Raw genomic sequence first — 17,345 nt, 5'->3', positions numbered from 1 at the left:
TCGAAACCATCAACCCGAACCGCTCAGGCCAGCACGCGCCCCGCGTGAAAGATCCGGGCTAGGAGTGGCCCAACTCTTCTTCGGCTATTTCCTCGGGAGTCGGTTCGACGTCGGTCGATCCTGCGACGCCGCCTCGGGCGAATTCGTCGGGGAACACGAACCGTCGCATCGCCCAGAACCGGAATGCCATCTGCATCAGGTTGCCGATGATGTACGCACTGACGAAGTCGGCGATGTTCTCCACCGTCAAACTGACGTCAGGAACCCGCAGGTCGAACACATAGCTCGAGATGTAGAGCGGGATGAAGGCAAGCACCACTCCGACGCCGCTGACCAGGAAGAACAGTAGGGCTTCGTGATGTTTCTCGCGGCCGCCGCGATTCTTGAACGACCACTCGCGATTGAGAATGTAGGACGCGATCACCGCGATGACACCGGAGATGATCTTGGCGGTGACCGGCTTCTCCTCGAGCACCGTCAACTTCAGCGTGTAGAAGATGCCGGAGTCGATCACGAAAGTCGTACCGCCGACGATCGCGAACTTGATCAGCTCGTTGTGACGGAGCGCTATGTCCCGATACGGCTGTGGTATTCGCCTGACCACGTCATCTATTAGGGACACAACGAAGCAGTGTACGAAAAGCAACCAACTACTGACCAATCAACGCGCCAATCATCAGCATTGTCACAGGCCGCCGGTGCGGCATGACAAACTTTGAAGCCGTGACTGCATCACCTCCTCGTTCCGACAGTCCGCGCGATCAGAGCGGCGCGCTGCCGGTTGTGACGATCGTCGGAGGTGGCCAGCTTGCGCGTATGACGCATCAGGCTGCGATCGCCCTCGGCCAGTGTCTTCGAGTGTTGTCCGAAGGTCCGAACGATCCCGCCGCGCAGGTCAGCCCCGACGTCGTGATCGGTAGCCATACCGATCTCGCAGCGCTGCGCAAGGCTGCGATCGGGTCGAGCGCCCTGACGTTCGATCACGAACACGTTCCGACCGAACATCTCGAGATCCTCGTCGCGGAAGGCGTCAACGTCGCGCCGCCGCCCGAGGCGTTGATCTTCGCGCAGGACAAGCTCGCGATGCGACGTCGGCTCGTCGAACTCGGAATTCCGGTCCCTGCATTCGCCGAGGTCGCGTCACCCGCCGATGTCGAAGCGTTCGGCAAGGAGAACGGTTGGCCGGTGGTCGTCAAAGCCATTCGTGGCGGCTACGACGGCCGCGGGGTCTGGATGCCGGCGAACGCAGAGGATGCTGCCGCGATCGTGACCGCACAACTCGACAACGGGGTCGCGCTGCTCGTCGAGGCCAAGGTGCCGTTGCAACGCGAACTTTCGGCGATGGTCGCACGGTCACCGTTCGGTCAGGGTGCGACCTGGCCGGTCGTCGAGACCGTGCAGCGCGACGGCCAGTGCGCCGTTGTGATTGCCCCGGCGCCGCGTTTGTCGGACGACCTCGCGACCGAGGCCGAGGAGCTCGCACTACGTCTTGCGTCGGAGCTCGGCGTCGTCGGCGCGATGGCGGTCGAACTGTTCGAAACGACCGACGGCACGATCCTCGTCAACGAACTGGCAATGCGCGCGCACAACTCCGGACACTGGGGGATGGACGGTTCGCGGACCTCGCAGTTCGAGCAGCATCTGCGTGCGGTCCTCGACTATCCGCTCGGTGATACCTCGCCGATCGCTCCCGTGACCGTGATGGCGAACGTGCTCGGCGCCGAAACCGCACCGCACATGAGCATGGACGAGCGCCTGCATCATCTTTTCGCGCGCTTCCCCGACGTGAAGGTCCACCTGTACGGGAAGGGTGAGCGGTTCGCCCGCAAGATCGGTCACGTGAACGTGCTCGGCGCGGCGAACGGCTCGCTCGACGATGCCAAGTACGTCGCGGCGGTCCGCAATCGTGCCGAACTTGCCGCGCATTTCCTTTCACATGCCGAATGGAACGATGGATGGGAACTTCATGACTGACCGCCAGCAAGGTCCAGCAGTCGGCCTGATCATGGGCAGCGATTCCGACTGGCCGACCATGGAAGCCGCGGCGGAAGCGTTGGGCGAGTTCGGTGTTCGCTTCGAGGTCGGCGTCGTGTCCGCGCACCGGACTCCGCAGCGAATGCTCGACTACGCGCGCGACGCTGCCGGCCGCGGACTCCAGGTGATCATCGCGGGAGCGGGCGGCGCCGCGCATCTGCCGGGCATGGTCGCCTCTGCGACGCCGCTCCCCGTCATCGGCGTTCCGGTGCCGCTGAAGTACCTCGACGGCATGGACTCGTTGCTCTCGATCGTGCAGATGCCTGCCGGAGTTCCCGTTGCGACGGTGTCGATCGGCGGCGCACGCAATGCCGGTCTACTCGCTGTGCGCATCCTCGGCGCGTCGGATCCCGCACTCCGCGAGCGCATGGAACAGTTCCAGGTGGGGTTGGCAGAGATGGTTGCCGGCAAAGACGAGGCGTTGCGTCGGAAACTGTTGGGGTGAATGCAGATGGTCGGCTGAGAAGATGCACACCGACGATCCAGCACGGTTTCGACTCTCGGTCGTCGCCGAGGCGTTGCGGCTGTTCTCCGAGCAGGGCTACGAAGCGACGACCGTCGACGAGATCGCCCAAGCCGCAGGAATATCGCGGCGAACCTTCTTCCGGCAGTTCAGGGCGAAAGAAGACGTCGTCTTCGCCGACCACGAAATTCTGTTCGCCCGCGCGTCCGACTTCCTAGCAGGCGAGCGCGGCGATCCGTGGGATGCGGTCTGCGATGCCGCGTTGCTCGTGTTCGATGGGTTCTCCCACTGGCGTGACATGGCACGGCGTCGCTACACCGTCGTGCAGGGAGTACCAGCGCTGCGCGATCGCGAAATCGTGACCGTGTTCGCCTACGAGCGCTTGTTCGTCGAACACCTGCGGCGCGAGCTACCCGATGCCCCGGATCTTCAAGTAGTGCAGTTCGCCGCTGCTGTCACTGCGACCCACAACTACCTGCTGCGTCGGATGGTCCGCGACGGGGCGATGACGACGAACGACGAACTGCGAGATGCGCTCGCTGGGATCCGCAAGCTGTTCGGAGCGCGAGCGACCGATGCAGACGAGGTCGTGATCGCCGTATTTCCGCGCGGAACCGCACCGCGGCGGGTCGCGGATCTGCTGCAACGTCGACTGAATCGTGACGGCGTCGACAGTGAGCCATCTGGCACCTAGTGCCTTTGGTTGGCACGGATAGTCGCAGCAACGGTCGAACTGGTGGGGTATATTGGGTCGAACGCTGGCACTGAGTGCCGCCGCTCTAATCAATGCCGAAACAAACACAACTTTGCCGAGGAGCACTTTCATGGCTGGTAACCCGGACTTCGACCTGTTCAAGCTGAGCGAAGAACACGACGAACTGCGCGCAGCCATTCGCGCGCTGTCGGAGAAGGAAATTCTTCCGTACGCAGCAGAATGCGACGAAGACGAGCGTTTCCCGCAGGAAGCCCTCGACGCACTTGTGAAGTCGGGTCTCAACGCCATCCACGTCCCCGACGCTTACGGCGGTCAGGGCGCGGACTCGGTCGCGGCATGCATCGTCATCGAAGAGGTCGCTCGCGTCTGCTGTTCGTCGTCGCTGATTCCCGCGGTCAACAAGCTCGGCACGATGGGCTTGATCCTCAAGGGCTCCGAAGAACTGAAGCAGAAGGTGCTTCCCGACATCGCCAACGGCGCGATGGCGTCCTACGCGCTGTCCGAGCGTGAAGCCGGCTCCGATGCGGCAAGCATGAAGACCCGCGCGAAGGCCGACGGCGACGACTGGATCATCAACGGCACCAAGTGCTGGATCACCAACGGCGGCAAGTCCACCTGGTACACCGTCATGGCCGTGACCGACCCCGAAAAGGGCGCCAACGGCATCTCCGCGTTTATGGTCCACAAGGACGACGAAGGCTTCACCGTCGGCCCGAAGGAAAAGAAGATGGGCATCAAGGGTTCGCCGACCGCGGAACTCTACTTCGAGAACTGCCGAATCCCCGGCGATCGCATCATCGGCGAGCCCGGCACCGGCTTCAAGACCGCACTCGAGACGCTCGACCACACCCGCCCGACCGTCGGCGCGCAGGCCGTCGGCGTCGCGCAGGGTGCACTCGACGCGGCGATCGCTTACACCAAGGACCGCAAGCAGTTCGGTAAGTCCATCGCCAGCTTCCAGGCAGTTCAGTTCGAGCTGGCCGACATGGCGATGAAGGTCGAAGCAGCACGCCTGATGATCTACACGGCCGCAGCTCGCGCCGAGCGTGGCGAGCCGGGCCTCGGCTTCATCTCCGCGGCATCGAAGTGCTTCGCATCCGACACGGCCATGGATGTCACCGAATCAGCGGTCCAGCTCTTCGGTGGCGCGGGCTACACGCGCGACTTCCCGGTCGAGCGCATGATGCGCGACGCCAAGATCACCCAGATCTACGAGGGCACCAACCAGATCCAGCGCGTCGTCATGTCGCGTGCGATCTTGAAGTAGCTTTCGCTCTGCGGCGGCGGCGCACGACATCGGCAACTTCGTCGGCAATCTCGTCGAGGTGGTTGTAGACGTCGTACGCCGCGTACCGCAAGACCAGCCAGCCTTCGAGCAGCAGCCAGTTCTGGCGGCGGCGGTCGTTGCGGAAAACTGCTGCTTCGCTATGGAATTCGCGACCGTCGATCTCGACGACCAGTTTCGAGCGTTCGTCGACGAAGTCGCAGAGGTATGGGCCGACCGATCGGTTGGCCGGCAGTGGGCAGTGTCGAGCCGTGAGTGCACGAGCAAACATTCGTTCAGGCTCCGATGCTGCCCATTGCGCTGCCGTGGTCAATTGACGGCGAACTTCCGGCGCGCCGGTGAGGCCACCATCGAGTTGGCACAGCTCGAGCAGCCGGTTCGCGTCGACCTTGCGGCCCAGCTGTTCGTCGATGAGTCGATCGGCAGCTTCTTTCGGCAGGACCGTCACGCAATCGAAGAGGGCGCGAGCAGGTTCGACGGTCGGCATCGCCCACGACTCGCCGATCAATTCGGGGCGAAGTTGGCGGCGGTAGATGCTGAGCCAGTTGGGCGTAGTGCGTACCTGCACAGGTGGAACCGTTGCCTCGAAGACGGTCGGTTCAGGCAGCATGCCCCACATCCACGCCGCAGTGCGGTGGCTCAGAGTCGCATCCGGAGCCCACAACAAGATCGCGGCGCAACGGCCAAGTGCCGTCGGTGTGCCGAGACTGTAGATCTTCGGCAACAACCGGTGGTAAACGCCTTGGCGCACACGGTTGTCGATCGTGCTGCTCGCGACTCCTTCACGCAGCAGATCCTCGCGCGTGCGGATGCCGAACGGGTTCATGTTGTCAGCGTGCGGCATTGCTTTCGGCCGACCCGGCCTGAAGCCAGCCCCTGTGGATAAGTGGCGCCCTGTGGAAACTGGGCCTGAGCACACATTATTCGTCGCGATCGACGGAATCCCGCCGATTCGACCGAATAATGTAGGCCTAGGCCCATTACGCTGATCGCCGTGCGCACAGTCACCAGTGTTCGTCTGAAATCAGCATCCCGCGGCAGTTGGCAGGCTCGGGTCGTCACACTCGTCGCACTGGCCTGGGCGAAGTTGTGGCGCGCGAAGATCACCTACAACGACGAGTTCGATCTGTTCGTGTGCTCGCAGATGCGTGCCGGATTCGGCCGTGCTGGAACGACACTCGGTGCCGCATACCTGACGAAAGACCACACGCGGACCAAGACGCTGCGGCACGAGGCCGTACACGCGGAGCAGTGGTCGCGCTACGGGTTCACGTTCATGGCGCGCTACCTGTTCGAGGAAGCCCGCAATCCGAAGACGAAAAACAGGTTCGAGATCGAGGCCGGTCTTGCGGACGGCGGCTACGTCAGAGACGTGTAGCTGTCACACGCTCGGATTCGACACGCCGCTCGAGTGCAGCGGGGTCGAGATTGGCTACCTGCACGAGCGATGCGCCCACCGAGAACACCGACACGAATCCTTCGATCAGTTCGGTAGTAGTGGTCCACGCTGTGGTCGAGAGCACACGGTCCGCCGACGTGAAGCCCTGTTCGGTCGCTGAAAGCTTTGCCGCAGCCGCCACTTCGGTGACCGACCAACCGTCGAGTGCGGCACCGGCACCCGCCGGATGGAATTGGTCGCCATGTATTCGAACGGAGGTTGCGTAGTCGGTGACGCCGATCGGTAGATCGGGTACCGGCCGACCGAATGCATCGAGCGAAAGTGCCGCAACCTCGGGGAGGTCCGCAACCTCGTCGAGTCGATCGGGTGTGACGAGTGCGAGCTCGGCGTCGGGGTCCGGCTCGAGCACGACCTCCGTTCCCGCCCACCATGCGCCGAGCAGCACGGCCGCTGTCTGCCAGTGTGCGGGGAGCAGGACGGCGACGCGCGATCCTGCCGCCAAACCGAACTCGTCACGAATCAGGTTGGCGGTTTTCGCCGCCCAGTTCGCGAGGGTGATCGCGGACAGTTCGATTCGCGCGCCGGTTGCGTCGTCGTAGAACGTGACGCGGGGGCCCGCTGGATCGCGATAGAGGATCGGGTCCAGCAGCCTTTCGGTGAGAGTTGTTGCTAATTCACGCATTTGGGTCCGTCCTGACCTGCGTCTATCGGTGGGGCCGGCGGGACCGGCGTTGCGCCGGACTCTTCCGTCGAGTTTGTGGAGGTTGTGCTCGCAGCTGTCGAACCAGCCGATCCCGGACCGGTGTAGTCGCCTGCCAGCACAACACGAATCTTGCCCTTCGCCACCGACGAGTCCTCGTCGACCGTCACGCCGCCGAGCGACTCGGCGACAGCCTTCGCGGCGTCGTCGTCGGGATCGGCGGTCAGGACTCGGGTGCCGTCGACGGGGGTCCCCGTGTTGTTGCCGACCGTCCCGGTCTTGTAGCCGAGTCCGGTCAGTGCCTCGGCGACTTGTGCGGCGAGCCCATCGACGCCGCTGTCGTTGGCGACATCGACGGTGATCGACGACTTGTCGACCGTTGTGGTCGGCGTATCGGACTCGGGCGCGTCCTCCCCGGCAAGGCTTGCGACATAACGTTTTACGGCGGTCGGGTCGACGCGGACGACCGACTCGCCCTCGTCGGTCGTGCCGTTGAGGTCGGTCACCGGAATCGTCTCGAACCGCACTTTGCCGCCTGCGAGATCCTGCAGCTGACTGGCGAATTTGAGGATGTCCCAATCGGAATCGAGAACGACGGATCGGGTGATGGCATCGCTGAGTTCGCCGAGTTTCGCCGGACTGCTCAAAATCTTCGCGCTCAATGCCTTCCGCACGAGTTCGGCCATGAAGACCTGCTGGCGCACGATTCGATCGAGGTCGCCGCGCGGTAGGTCGTGGCGCTGCCGAACGAAGCTCAAAGCATTGGAACCGTCGAGTATTTGGCGTCCGGCCGGGAAATTCGCACCCGACATCCACTCGTCGACCGGTCCGTTGAGGCACACCTCCACGCCGCCGACCGCATTGGTGAGAAGGACGAATCCCAGCAGGCCGACCTCGGCGTAATGGTCGACCGTGACCCCGGTGAGCTGCGCGACCGTTTTGATCAGCGCTTGCCGACCTGCCTTGGTTGACTCTTCGTCGGCGGTCTCGTCGGATTCGCCGTTGTTGACCAGTTCGAGGCGTTTGCCTTCCTTTGTTGCGCCGTACGCGCCGTTGATCTTGGTCATTCCGATGCCCGGCACGTCGACGTAGGAGTCGCGGGGGATCGAGATGGCCGTTGCCGAGCTGCCGTCGTTGGGCACCCGGATCAGCACGATCGTGTCGGTGTTGGACGCGACCTCCTCGCCTGCGCGCAGTGACGCGAGTTCTTCTTCCGACAGCGGGTTGCCGTGCGCGTCTGTGCGGCTGTCCGTGCCGACCATCAGGATGTCTACGGCACCGTCCTTACCGCCGCCGAGTCCGAGGCCGTCGACTGTTGCGAGGTTGGATCGGAGCGAATCGATACTGCGCCAAGCGAATCCGGTCACGATCAACACCAGGACCGAGATTGCGGCGACGATGAGCTGAGCGGGCCGTGCGCGAGGGGTCGGTGTGGACCTCGGTGGCCGAGTACGCGCGGAACGGCTCTCCGCAGGCCGTGCGGAACGGCCCTGCGCGGGCCGCGTGGATCGTCGATGCGCGGCCGCGGCGGGTCTTTCTTGCGCCACTCGAAGACCCTTTCCGTTGCGAAACATTTGCTGCCCGACGTTTCCAGGCTACTTGGCGGAGGTCTCCGACTGGCTGAAGCGGCGGGTCGGGCGTGCCAGACTACGGACATGCAGGCAACGATCGTGACCGGTGCGGGTGGGCAACTCGGTCGGCAGCTACTCCGTAGAGCGGAGTTGCGTGGGGTTTCGCCGGTGGGTCTCGGATCGCGCGAGTTGGACATCACCGATATCGACGCCGTGCGCGGCGCTGTTCGGAATGGCAGCGTGGTGATCAACTGCGCCGGCTACACGGCGGTGGACAACGCGGAGTCGGACGAAGCAGCTGCCGCTCGCATCAACGTCGAGGGACCTCGGATCCTTGCGACGGTCTGTGCGGAGGTGGGTGCGCGGCTGATCCACGTGTCCACCGACTACGTTTTCGCAGGCGACGCCGATCGGCCGTACGAGGTCACCGACGTTCCCGAGCCCGCGACGGCGTACGGCCGAACGAAGCTGGCGGGGGAGCAGGCCGTGCACGCGGTGCTGCCGTCCGCCCAGGTCGTTCGAACTGCGTGGGTCTACACGGGTGCGGGCACCGATTTCGTCGCGACGATGCTGCGGTTGGAACGCGAACGCGACGTCATAGACGTGGTCGACGACCAACTGGGAAGCCCGACCTATTCCGCCGACCTCGCCGATGGGCTGCTGGACCTCGCGGCCGACCCCAGCGCCCCTCCGCTGCTGCACCTGACCAACGCCGGTGCTGCGACTTGGTATGAGCTAGCTCGCACAGTGTTCGCGTCGGTCGGAGCGGATCCGGAGAGGGTGCGGCCGTGCTCGAGCGCCCAATTCGTCCGCCCGGCCCCCCGACCTGCGTATTCGGTGTTGTCCAACAGTGCGTGGACCGAGGCTGGGCTCGCCCCACTGCGGGATTGGCGGGCCGGATTGGCAGCGGCACTCGACGATCTGGCGTCGAAGACGCAGGGACCGGCACATTAGGCTGACCGTCGTGAGTCCGCAGCTGGCCGTCGTAACGGTGACCTATTCCCCCGGCGAGCATCTGGATCGTTTCGTAACTTCACTCGCGTCTTCCCTCGCCGGCGCCACCGATGAGTCAGTAGAGATCATCCTCGCCGACAACGGTTCGACCGACGGTTCACCCGAGCGCGCGGCGCAGACCTACGACAACGTGCGACTCCTCGACACCGGCGCGAACATCGGTTACGGCGGTGCCGTCAACCGGGCTGTCGCGGAGCTGGACCCCTCGATCGAGTTCGTCATCGTCGCCAATCCGGATGTCGAATGGCAGCCGGGCGCTGTCGCGGAGCTTCTCGCGGCCGCGCAGCGCTGGCCACGTGCTGGCGCGCTCGGACCCGTTGTCCGTGAGTTGGACGGCAGTGTCTACCCCTCGGCGCGGTCGGTGCCCGGACTGCTGTCGGGTGCAGGCCATGCGCTGCTCGGGACGGTGTGGCCGTCGAATCCGTGGACGCAGAGCTATCGACAGGAGAACGAAGCGCTCAGTGAACGACCCGTCGGCTGGTTGTCGGGATCGTGCCTGCTGCTGCGGCGTTCGGCATTCGACTCCGTGAACGGCTTCGATTCCCGATACTTCATGTACATGGAGGACGTCGACCTCGGGGATCGGCTGACGAAGGCAGGGTGGCACAACATCTACGTACCGACCGCGGAGGTCGTGCACGCGAAGGGCCATGCGGCAGGACGTCATCCCGAGTTGATGCTGCCTGCACACCACGAAAGCGCCTATCGCTTTCAGGCCGACCGGCATCCCGAGTGGTGGCAGGCGCCACTGCGGCTCGCATTGAAGGCGGGGCTCGCGACCAGATCTCGAATTGCGGTTCGTTCAGCGTTGCGCGACCGCGCTACATCAGAAGACGTACGAGGAAAAGGAAGCAACGACGATGGCAGATAGCTCCGGCACAGATGCCGTGATTCTGGTCGGCGGCCTCGGCACCAGGCTGCGTCCGCTGACCTTGTCTGCACCGAAGCCGATGCTGCCGACGGCGGGACAGCCGTTTCTCGCGCATCTGCTCGCCCGTATCGCCGAAGCCGGCATCACGCATGTGATTCTCGGAACGTCGTTCAAGGCGGAGGTTTTCGAAGAGCATTTCGGTGACGGCTCGGAGTTGGGGCTGGAAATCGAATACGTCACCGAGACCAAGCCGCTCGGTACCGGTGGCGGTATTCGCAACGTGATGCCGAAGCTGCGTGCCGACAACGTGATGGTCTTCAACGGCGACGTCCTTGGCGGTACCGATCTCGGAGCCATCCTCGATACCCACGAGTCGACCAACGCCGATGTCACGCTGCACCTGGTTCGGGTCGGCGATCCGCGCGCGTTCGGTTGTGTGCCGACCGACGACGACGGACGTGTGACGGCATTCCTCGAGAAGACGCAGGACCCGCCGACCGATCAGATCAACGCCGGTTGCTACGTGTTCCGGCGCGAAGTCATCGAGAAGATTCCGTCGGGGCGCCCGGTCTCGGTCGAGCGCGAGGTGTTTCCCGCGCTGCTCACCGAGGGCGCGCGGATCTATGCACACGTCGATTCGTCCTACTGGCGTGACATGGGAACGCCCGACGACTTCATTCAGGGGTCCGCGGACCTGGTTCGTGGCATCGCGCCGTCTCCTGCTCTGCCAGGTCAGCGTGGCGAATCACTCGTTCATCCAGGCGCGGGCATCGCGCCGGGCGCCCTGCTGATCGGCGGCACCGTCGTCGGTCGCGGCGCCGAGGTCGGGGCCGGTGCGCGGCTCGACGGTGCGATCCTGTTCGACGGTGCGAAGGTCGAGGCGGGCGCACGGGTCGTTCGGTCGATCGTCGGGTTCGGTGCCAGGGTCGGTCCGCGCGCACTCGTCCGCGACGCGGTCATCGGTGACGGGGCGAACGTCGGCGCGCGCTGTGAGCTCATTCAGGGTGCGCGGGTCTGGCCTGGCGTCGACATTCCGGACGGCGGCATTCGGTTCTCTACCGACGTCTGACGTTCAGACCGTCGGAAGGCCGCGCTCGCGGGCGAGGTCGACGAGGTGGGCGATGCCGTCCGACCGAGCTGTGTCGGGCAACCTGTCGACCGGCCACCAGCGCAGATCGTCGGACTCGTCGCTCGCGACCGGTACGGCACCTGCGGGCGCACGAATCAGGAATCTGAGGTCGAGGTGTCGGGTCGGCACGCCGAGCGAGCAGGTGATCGGGTGGGTATGGGCCGAGAGCAGTACCGGGTCGATGACAAGTCCAGTCATGCCGGATTCTTCGGTGGCCTCGCGCATCGCCGCGTCGAGAAGCGTGTCGTCCGATTCCTCGCAGTGACCACCGAGTTGGATCCAGCGCCCGACGCGCGGATGCAGTGTCAGCAACACATTGGCACCTGCATCGTCCATGACGACCGCCGAGGCGGTGATATGGCCGGGCACATGCTCGCGAAGACAACCGCGCGGCGCCGAGCCCAGGAAGGCCAGCAGCGTGTGTCGCAGCGACTCGTCCGCCGCTGACGAGGGTTGCCAGGACTCGAGGGTTGCGGTTGCGGTTGCGTGCAGCGACTCCGCGGTCACAGTTCGACCAAACTCGTGCCGGGCGCACCGGGGGAGCGTGGTGTCGAAGGCTCGGTGCCGTACCCGACGGCGATTGCGCCGAGCGGTGCCCAATCGCCGGGAACCGCCAATTCGGCGCGGACGACCTCGGGTGCGAAGATGGTCGACCCGATCCAGCAGCTGCCGATTCCCTTGGTAGCCAACGAAACAAGGAGACCTTGCACGGCCGCGCCGACGGCGACGGTGAACATCGTCTGCTCGGCCGCCTGCCTGCGTTCGTCGGGATAGGAGTGCGCGCCGTCGGGAACGCAGAACGGTACGACGATCTCCGGTGCGTGTAAGAGTATGTCGCCGCGAGCAATTCGACGCTCGATGCGGTCGGCGTCGAGTCCGTCAGCGGTGAGGTCGGCGCGCCAGGCCGACTGCATCGCAGTCAGCAACCGCGTCCTGACCTCCGGTGTGCGAATCCAGACGAAGCGAACCGGGCGCGTGTGATGCGGTGCCGGTGCGGTGAGTGCCTCGGCGATCGCCGCACGCAGCAGGTCGGGCGGAACGGGGTCGGTCGCGAAGGTGCGGACCGAGCGGCGCAGCAGCAGTGCCTCGTTGCGGCCTTGTGCAAGAGCCTCTTCCGTGCCGAGCCAGAAGAGGTCGTCGGGCCCGCGACGCAGCAGGGCGGCGGCGTTGGAGCCGTCGTCCTCGGTCCTCAGCCCGCGCAATACGGCGACCGGTGTCGCACCGAGTTTGCCTTTGACGAGATCGGCGGCCGCGGCGATCTCGTCTGCGATGGCAACCTCTGTCACCTGAAGTTCGTTGCCCTGCCCGTCCTTTGCGCCGGCGTAGGCGTGCAGTACGGCAAGTCCGGACGAGCCGATCGCGGCATCGGTCTGGCCGTTTCGCCAGGCTCGTCCCATCGTGTCGGTGATGACGACGGCGACGTCGACGCCGGTTCGAGTTCTGACGTCGGCTCGCAGCCGAGCCGCGCTGGAATCCGGATCGACTGGTAGCAAAGCAAGTTCGTTGGATTCGACGTTGGAGCCGTCGATCCCGGATGCCGCTTGCACGATACCGAGCCGATTCTCGGTGATGAGGGTTCGTCCTTTTCGCGCGAGAACGCGAACGGCTTCCTGGTCGATGAGTTTGCGCCGCGCAGCGTCACGTTCGTCGGGATCGGTCGGCGATTCGACGATGCGACCCTCGCATTTCGAGACGATTTTGCTCGTCACGACGAGGATGTCACCGTCGACGAGCCAAGGAGCTTGGCGCGCAAGGTGTTCGGCAAGGTCGTCGCCCGGGCGGAATTCGGGGAGACCGCGGATGGGCAGGATGCGGATCTCGTCGGCCGAGCCGTGGTCGCGTTCGATGTCGTTGCCGGGTTCTGCGGTCACAGCGCTATCCCAGCCAAGTCCATTGCCGCGCGGACCATCTCGGCGGTGGTCGGCGGATCCGTCATCAGCAGCGGGACGCTACGGACCTCGACGCCGGGGACGTCGGCCGTGTCCGTCGAATGCACGAGCCAACCGTCGAGAATGCCGGTTGCGCTGCGCGCGCCGTAGTGTCGGCCGATCGCCTCCGCGGACGTTTCGACGCCGATCACGTCGAGGCATTCGTCGGCCATGCCGCGCAACGGCTTTCCGCCGATCACCGGTGACAACCCGACGACCTTCGCCGAGGTGGTGCGTAGCGCGCCTCTGATACCGGGCACCGAGAGGATGGCGCCGACGCTGACGACGGGGTTGGAAGGTGCGACGAACACCACATCGGAATTCTCTATGGCGTCGATCACACCAGGGCCTGGTTTGGCCTGTTCTGCCCCGACGTTGACGAAACCGTGGGTCTCGACCTTCGCGCGATACCGCACCCACCACTCCTGAAAATGGATCGCGCGCCGATTGTCGCCATCGTCGGGATCGGTGACGACCACGTGGGTTTCGTTGCGTTCGTCGGTTGCGGGCAGGAGTGCGACGCCGGGCTGCCACCGGTCGCACAACGCCTCGGTGACGGCGGAGAGGGGGTAGCCGGCACGCAGCATCTGGCTGCGGATCAAATGCGTTGCAAGATCGCGGTCGCCGAGTCCGAACCAATCGGGAACGGCCTTGTACGCCGCCAATTCCTCTTTGGCATGCCAGGTTTCGCCGGTTCGTCCCCAGCCACGTTCGGTGTCGATGCCGCCGCCGAGGGTGTACATGCAGGTGTCGAGATCGGGGCAGATGCGCATGCCGTGCATCCACACGTCGTCACCGACGTTCACTATCGCTGTGATCGCACCGGCGTCGCCGAGCAGGGCGCGGACGCCTTGCAAGAAACGGGCACCACCGACGCCGCCGACCAGGACGCTGACGCGGATGGGGCCGGTTGTTTTCGTTTCCTCCGTCACGTCTGCAAAGCCTATGCGGCAGTCGTCGTGGCGTCGGACGCAGGGATCATCAGAAACCTCGAAACCGACAGATAGTAATGGAATTTCGCCGATAGCTTGACCATGACGGCGCGCGGCGTGTCTAATCACAAGTATGTCATTCAGCGCCTATGCAGCCGAAAGGCTTGTACCGCGCGAACATTCGAACAAACGTTCCAATAGGGGTGGCTGCAACAACCGGAACGTGGTTTCTGTCAGCAACGCTGTGGCTAATTACAACCTTGTGGTTAACTGCAATAGGGCGGGGAAACCAACGAATCACACTTCCATCGGAGCCGATCTGGCGTCGATGGTGTCAATTATTCTGCGCTATTACAGGTGAGGAGGCGAAGCGATGGCCAACCAGCTGGGAGAGTTCGACACTCCCTTCAGCAACGACGGCGACGCACCGCAAACCGATTCCGAAGCGGGCGCAGCACTTAGCGTCTGCGACGACGGCGGTTACGAGGTGGAGCAGGGCAGGCCCCAGCTCAGCCTCGTCGTCGACGGATTCGAAGAGTTGTACGACGCTGCCGAAGACGATCAGTGGCAGGAGCGCGCCCTCTGCGCGCAGACCGACCCCGAGGCGTTCTTCCCGGAAAAGGGTGGTTCGACTCGAGAGGCCAAGCGAATTTGCCTGGGTTGCGAAGTACGGGACGAGTGCCTGGACTACGCGTTGGCCCACGACGAACGCTTCGGCATCTGGGGCGGTCTGTCGGAGCGGGAGCGCCGACGCCTCAAACGCGGTATCGGTTAACCCGGTACCCGCTAGGAGCGGTCTGCAGGACGTGTGTCGCCGGAATTCGTTCGGGCGACACACCAGGGCGACTCACTCCGGTTCGGTGAGTCCTGGGTCGATGATGTCCGGCTCGACACCCAGGTAGGTCGCAACCTGCTGTACGAGAATGTCGTGCAGCAGGTCGACGAGATTTTCCGGATGTTTGGCGCGCAACTCCAGTGGCCTGCGAAACAGCACGACACGCGCCCTGGTTGCACTTCCTCGCCTGTCCACTCCGGCGGGAATCAAGCGAGACAACGGAACCGGTCCATCGGCGACAACTTCGTCCGGCCAGGTCACCGACTCCATATCGAGCGGGCGAATCTTGGGGACGTCGTCGACCGCGATGTCGAGTTTGGTCAGTCGTTCGTGCCAACGGGCATCGACCGGCGCGAAAGCCTCCAACACCAACATGTCGAATTTCTCACCGCGGGTTCGCCACGCGGGAACCGTATTGGGAAGCACGGGACCACGCACACCGCGACCCCGTCGAGTGACGGACCGCGATGTCGTCGGTCGTCGTCGGATGCGCCCGCGTGCCATAACCGTGACACTACGGCCCTTGTTCACCGGTGTGTCCTGGCAGGGCAGCGGTCGGTCGGCGGCTAGTCTCACTAACTGTGAGAGCACTTCGTCGATGCTGCAGGCCTGGGTGTAAACACCCCGCCGTTGCGACGTTGACATACGTCTATTCCGACTCCACCGCAGTGGTCGGCCCGTTGGCGACGGTTGCCGAACCGCACTCATGGGATCTGTGCGAGATCCACGCGTCGCGGACCAGCGCCCCGAAGGGCTGGGAGATGGTTCGCCACGAGGGCGGCTACTCGACGTCGACCCCCGACGAAGACGATCTCGTCGCACTTGCCGAAGCCGTGCGCGAAGCGGGACTACCACGCCATCTCGGCTCCGGCGAACATCTGCTGCGTGGCCGCACCGAGTTCACGTCCATCGATCCCCCCACGTCGGCGCCGCCGCCGACCGCGCGTACAGGACGACGCGGACATCTTCGCGTTCTGCCCGACCCGAACTGAGCATCCTCCTCTGCTACTAGGCTGTCGGCGGCGACAATTGCGTCGCCGCGCTCGACCATCAGTCCATCGACAGCAGGAGCCTCATCCAGTGGCACGTTCCGCCGAATCCGTGAACGCCGTGATCAAGGCCTACGACGTCCGTGGCGTCATCGGTGAACAGATCGACGCCGATTTCGTCCGTGACGTCGGCGCGGCGTTCGCGCGCCTGATTCGCTCGGTCGCCACGCGCGTCGTGATCGGGGGAGATATGCGTGAATCCTCGCCCGAACTGGCGGCAGCATTTGCGGCCGGAGTCGAAGCACAGGGCGTAGATGTCGTCCACATCGGACTTGCATCGACCGATCAGCTGTACTTCGCATCCGGGCACCTCGACTGCCCCGGTGCCATGTTCACTGCGAGCCACAACCCCGCGAAGTACAACGGCATCAAGTTGTGTCGAGCCGGCGCGAAACCGGTCGGCCAGGCGACCGGTCTGGCCACCATCGCGCAGGAAGTCATCGACGGCGTGCCGTCCTACGACGGTCCGGCGGGATCGAGTACACAGCAAGATGTGCTCGAGGATTACGCGCAGTTCTTGCGCAAGCTCGTCGATCTGAGCGCGCTGCGGCCGTTGACGGTTGCGGTCGACGCAGGCAACGGAATGGGGGGTCACACGGTTCCGTCCGTCCTCGGGCCGCTGCCGCTGACGATCGAACCGCTGTTCTTCGAACTCGACGGCAATTTCCCGAATCACGAAGCCAATCCACTCGATCCGAAGAATCTCGTCGACCTCCAATCCCACGTTCGCGACACCGGCGCCGACATCGGACTTGCCTTCGACGGTGACGCCGACAGGTGCTTCGTCGTCGACGAGCGTGGCGAACCGGTGTCGCCGTCCGCGGTCACCGCTCTCGTCGCCGCGCGTGAGCTCGCGAAAGAGCCGGGCGCAACGATCATCCACAACCTCATCACCTCGCGTGCAGTGCCTGAGCTCGTGACGAAACTCGGCGGCAAGCCGGTGCGCACCCGCGTCGGGCACTCGTTCATCAAGCAGCAGATGGCCGACACCGGCGCAATTTTCGGTGGCGAGCACTCCGCGCACTACTACTTCCGTGACTTCTGGTGCGCCGACTCGGGCATGCTTGCCGCGCTGCACGTCCTTGCCGCACTCGGTGAGCAGGATCGGCCGCTGTCGGAACTGATGGCCGCCTACGAAACGTATTCGGCGTCCGGTGAGATCAATTCGACGGTTGCCGACGCTGCCGACCGCACCCGCGCGGTGGTCGCCGCATTCACCGACCGGACCGCGTCGGTGGACGAACTCGACGGCGTCACGGTGTCGCTGCAGGACGGTTCGTGGTTCAACCTGCGGGCGTCGAATACCGAACCGCTCCTTCGTCTCAACGTCGAAGCCGCGTCTGCAGGCGAAGTAGACGCACTCGTGACCGAGATACTGACCATCGTGCGCGCGTAGCTGGAATAGTGGTTCGAAGCAACT

General features: G+C 64.4%; 19 protein-coding genes. 11 read left to right on the top strand and 8 right to left on the bottom strand.

Features of this window, described 5'->3' with window-relative positions; genetic code table 11:
* Positions 1-58: 58 nt before the first annotated feature.
* Positions 59-622 (bottom strand): GtrA family protein, encoded by a 564-nt coding sequence (locus ACHIRB_RS28745; RefSeq protein ID WP_199703125.1) that lies wholly within the window; start codon positions 620-622, stop codon positions 59-61.
* A gap of 83 nt (positions 623-705) precedes the next feature.
* Here ACHIRB_RS28745 and ACHIRB_RS28740 point away from each other — a divergent pair, with 83 nt between their 5' ends.
* The 4 genes from ACHIRB_RS28740 (at position 706) to ACHIRB_RS28725 (ending at position 4,479) form a co-directional block, all read left to right on the top strand.
* Positions 706-1,974 (top strand): 5-(carboxyamino)imidazole ribonucleotide synthase, encoded by a 1,269-nt coding sequence (locus tag ACHIRB_RS28740; protein ID WP_395125899.1) that lies wholly within the window; start codon positions 706-708, stop codon positions 1,972-1,974.
* The gene (purE, locus tag ACHIRB_RS28735; RefSeq protein ID WP_395117002.1) at positions 1,967-2,479 is read left to right on the top strand and encodes a 5-(carboxyamino)imidazole ribonucleotide mutase; all 513 of its coding nucleotides are present in this window, start codon (positions 1,967-1,969) and stop codon (positions 2,477-2,479) included. The genes ACHIRB_RS28740 and purE overlap by 8 nt, the downstream gene beginning before the upstream one ends.
* Positions 2,480-2,501: 22 nt before the next feature.
* Entirely contained in the window at positions 2,502-3,191 is a 690-nt protein-coding gene (locus tag ACHIRB_RS28730) for a TetR family transcriptional regulator (protein ID WP_395125900.1), read from the top strand.
* Positions 3,192-3,321: 130 nt separating this feature from the next.
* Positions 3,322-4,479 (top strand): acyl-CoA dehydrogenase, encoded by a 1,158-nt coding sequence (locus ACHIRB_RS28725; protein ID WP_199703121.1) that lies wholly within the window; start codon positions 3,322-3,324, stop codon positions 4,477-4,479.
* On the opposite strand, the gene ACHIRB_RS28720 is transcribed toward ACHIRB_RS28725, so the two are convergent.
* Entirely contained in the window at positions 4,454-5,323 is an 870-nt protein-coding gene (locus ACHIRB_RS28720; protein WP_395125901.1) for a DUF559 domain-containing protein, read from the bottom strand. The two genes, ACHIRB_RS28725 and ACHIRB_RS28720, sit on opposite strands and share 26 nt — an antisense overlap.
* A 168-nt stretch (positions 5,324-5,491) precedes the next feature.
* Between ACHIRB_RS28720 and ACHIRB_RS28715 the strand changes: the two genes are divergently transcribed.
* On the top strand, positions 5,492-5,875 hold the full coding sequence (locus ACHIRB_RS28715; protein ID WP_395125902.1) for a hypothetical protein: 384 nt from the start codon (positions 5,492-5,494) through the stop codon (positions 5,873-5,875).
* On the opposite strand, the gene ACHIRB_RS28710 is transcribed toward ACHIRB_RS28715, so the two are convergent.
* On the bottom strand, positions 5,862-6,578 hold the full coding sequence (locus ACHIRB_RS28710) for a TIGR03089 family protein (RefSeq protein WP_395125903.1): 717 nt from the start codon (positions 6,576-6,578) through the stop codon (positions 5,862-5,864). The two genes, ACHIRB_RS28715 and ACHIRB_RS28710, sit on opposite strands and share 14 nt — an antisense overlap.
* Entirely contained in the window at positions 6,566-8,143 is a 1,578-nt protein-coding gene (locus ACHIRB_RS28705) for an LCP family protein (RefSeq protein ID WP_395125904.1), read from the bottom strand. The genes ACHIRB_RS28710 and ACHIRB_RS28705 overlap by 13 nt, the downstream gene beginning before the upstream one ends.
* A gap of 108 nt (positions 8,144-8,251) precedes the next feature.
* Here ACHIRB_RS28705 and rfbD point away from each other — a divergent pair, with 108 nt between their 5' ends.
* From rfbD to manB, 3 genes are read left to right on the top strand one after another with little or no spacing between them, the layout of a single operon-like run.
* Positions 8,252-9,121: a dTDP-4-dehydrorhamnose reductase gene (rfbD, locus tag ACHIRB_RS28700; protein WP_395117012.1), complete on the top strand. Its 870-nt coding sequence runs from the start codon at positions 8,252-8,254 to the stop codon at positions 9,119-9,121.
* A 10-nt stretch (positions 9,122-9,131) separates the two neighbouring features.
* A complete protein-coding gene (locus tag ACHIRB_RS28695) occupies positions 9,132-10,052 on the top strand; it encodes a glycosyltransferase family 2 protein (RefSeq protein WP_395117014.1) in 921 nt (306 codons plus the stop codon).
* Complete coding sequence (manB, locus tag ACHIRB_RS28690; RefSeq protein WP_199703115.1) at positions 10,042-11,121, top strand: mannose-1-phosphate guanylyltransferase; 1,080 nt, start codon at positions 10,042-10,044, stop codon at positions 11,119-11,121. Before ACHIRB_RS28695 ends, manB begins: the two co-directional genes overlap by 11 nt.
* A gap of 3 nt (positions 11,122-11,124) precedes the next feature.
* Here manB and ACHIRB_RS28685 read toward each other — a convergent pair whose 3' ends face one another.
* From ACHIRB_RS28685 to cofD, 3 genes are read right to left on the bottom strand one after another with little or no spacing between them, the layout of a single operon-like run.
* Positions 11,125-11,688 carry an NUDIX hydrolase gene (locus tag ACHIRB_RS28685; protein ID WP_395125905.1) on the bottom strand — a complete coding sequence of 188 codons (564 nt, stop codon included), beginning with the start codon at positions 11,686-11,688 and terminating at the stop codon, positions 11,125-11,127.
* On the bottom strand, positions 11,685-13,052 hold the full coding sequence (locus tag ACHIRB_RS28680) for a coenzyme F420-0:L-glutamate ligase (protein WP_395125906.1): 1,368 nt from the start codon (positions 13,050-13,052) through the stop codon (positions 11,685-11,687). The genes ACHIRB_RS28685 and ACHIRB_RS28680 overlap by 4 nt, the downstream gene beginning before the upstream one ends.
* Positions 13,049-14,011, bottom strand: coding sequence for a 2-phospho-L-lactate transferase (gene cofD, locus ACHIRB_RS28675; RefSeq protein ID WP_395125912.1), 963 nt, complete (start codon positions 14,009-14,011; stop codon positions 13,049-13,051). Before cofD ends, ACHIRB_RS28680 begins: the two co-directional genes overlap by 4 nt.
* 568 nt (positions 14,012-14,579) lie before the next feature.
* Between cofD and ACHIRB_RS28670 the strand changes: the two genes are divergently transcribed.
* Complete coding sequence (locus ACHIRB_RS28670; protein ID WP_395125913.1) at positions 14,580-14,816, top strand: WhiB family transcriptional regulator; 237 nt, start codon at positions 14,580-14,582, stop codon at positions 14,814-14,816.
* A 72-nt stretch (positions 14,817-14,888) separates the two neighbouring features.
* Here the strand turns inward: ACHIRB_RS28670 and ACHIRB_RS28665 are convergent, their stop codons facing one another.
* Positions 14,889-15,380, bottom strand: coding sequence for a metallopeptidase family protein (locus ACHIRB_RS28665; protein WP_395117022.1), 492 nt, complete (start codon positions 15,378-15,380; stop codon positions 14,889-14,891).
* Between the two features lie 77 nt (positions 15,381-15,457).
* Here ACHIRB_RS28665 and ACHIRB_RS28660 point away from each other — a divergent pair, with 77 nt between their 5' ends.
* Positions 15,458-15,868 (top strand): DUF3499 domain-containing protein, encoded by a 411-nt coding sequence (locus ACHIRB_RS28660; RefSeq protein WP_395117024.1) that lies wholly within the window; start codon positions 15,458-15,460, stop codon positions 15,866-15,868.
* Between the two features lie 88 nt (positions 15,869-15,956).
* Complete coding sequence (locus ACHIRB_RS28655; RefSeq protein ID WP_395117026.1) at positions 15,957-17,321, top strand: phosphomannomutase/phosphoglucomutase; 1,365 nt, start codon at positions 15,957-15,959, stop codon at positions 17,319-17,321.
* Positions 17,322-17,345: the final 24 nt, after the last annotated feature.

Origin of the sequence: Antrihabitans spumae, from assembly GCF_043944905.1 — a bacterium.
GTDB classification, from domain to species: Bacteria; Actinomycetota; Actinomycetes; order Mycobacteriales; family Mycobacteriaceae; genus Antrihabitans; species Antrihabitans spumae.
This window is presented reverse-complemented; position numbering and strand designations above follow the sequence as displayed.

Excerpts from the sequence above, each read along its gene's own strand:
- ACHIRB_RS28740 (WP_395125899.1), top strand. The coding sequence starts at position 706 with ATGACAAACTTTGAAGCCGTGACTGCATCACCTCCTCGTTCCGACAGT.
- ACHIRB_RS28665 (WP_395117022.1), bottom strand. The coding sequence starts at position 15,380 with ATGGCACGCGGGCGCATCCGACGACGACCGACGACATCGCGGTCCGTC.
- ACHIRB_RS28710 (WP_395125903.1), bottom strand. The coding sequence starts at position 6,578 with ATGCGTGAATTAGCAACAACTCTCACCGAAAGGCTGCTGGACCCGATC.
- ACHIRB_RS28730 (WP_395125900.1), top strand. The coding sequence starts at position 2,502 with ATGCACACCGACGATCCAGCACGGTTTCGACTCTCGGTCGTCGCCGAG.
- rfbD (WP_395117012.1), top strand. The coding sequence starts at position 8,252 with ATGCAGGCAACGATCGTGACCGGTGCGGGTGGGCAACTCGGTCGGCAG.
- ACHIRB_RS28725 (WP_199703121.1), top strand. The coding sequence starts at position 3,322 with ATGGCTGGTAACCCGGACTTCGACCTGTTCAAGCTGAGCGAAGAACAC.
- manB (WP_199703115.1), top strand. The coding sequence starts at position 10,042 with ATGGCAGATAGCTCCGGCACAGATGCCGTGATTCTGGTCGGCGGCCTC.
- ACHIRB_RS28720 (WP_395125901.1), bottom strand. The coding sequence starts at position 5,323 with ATGAACCCGTTCGGCATCCGCACGCGCGAGGATCTGCTGCGTGAAGGA.
- purE (WP_395117002.1), top strand. The coding sequence starts at position 1,967 with ATGACTGACCGCCAGCAAGGTCCAGCAGTCGGCCTGATCATGGGCAGC.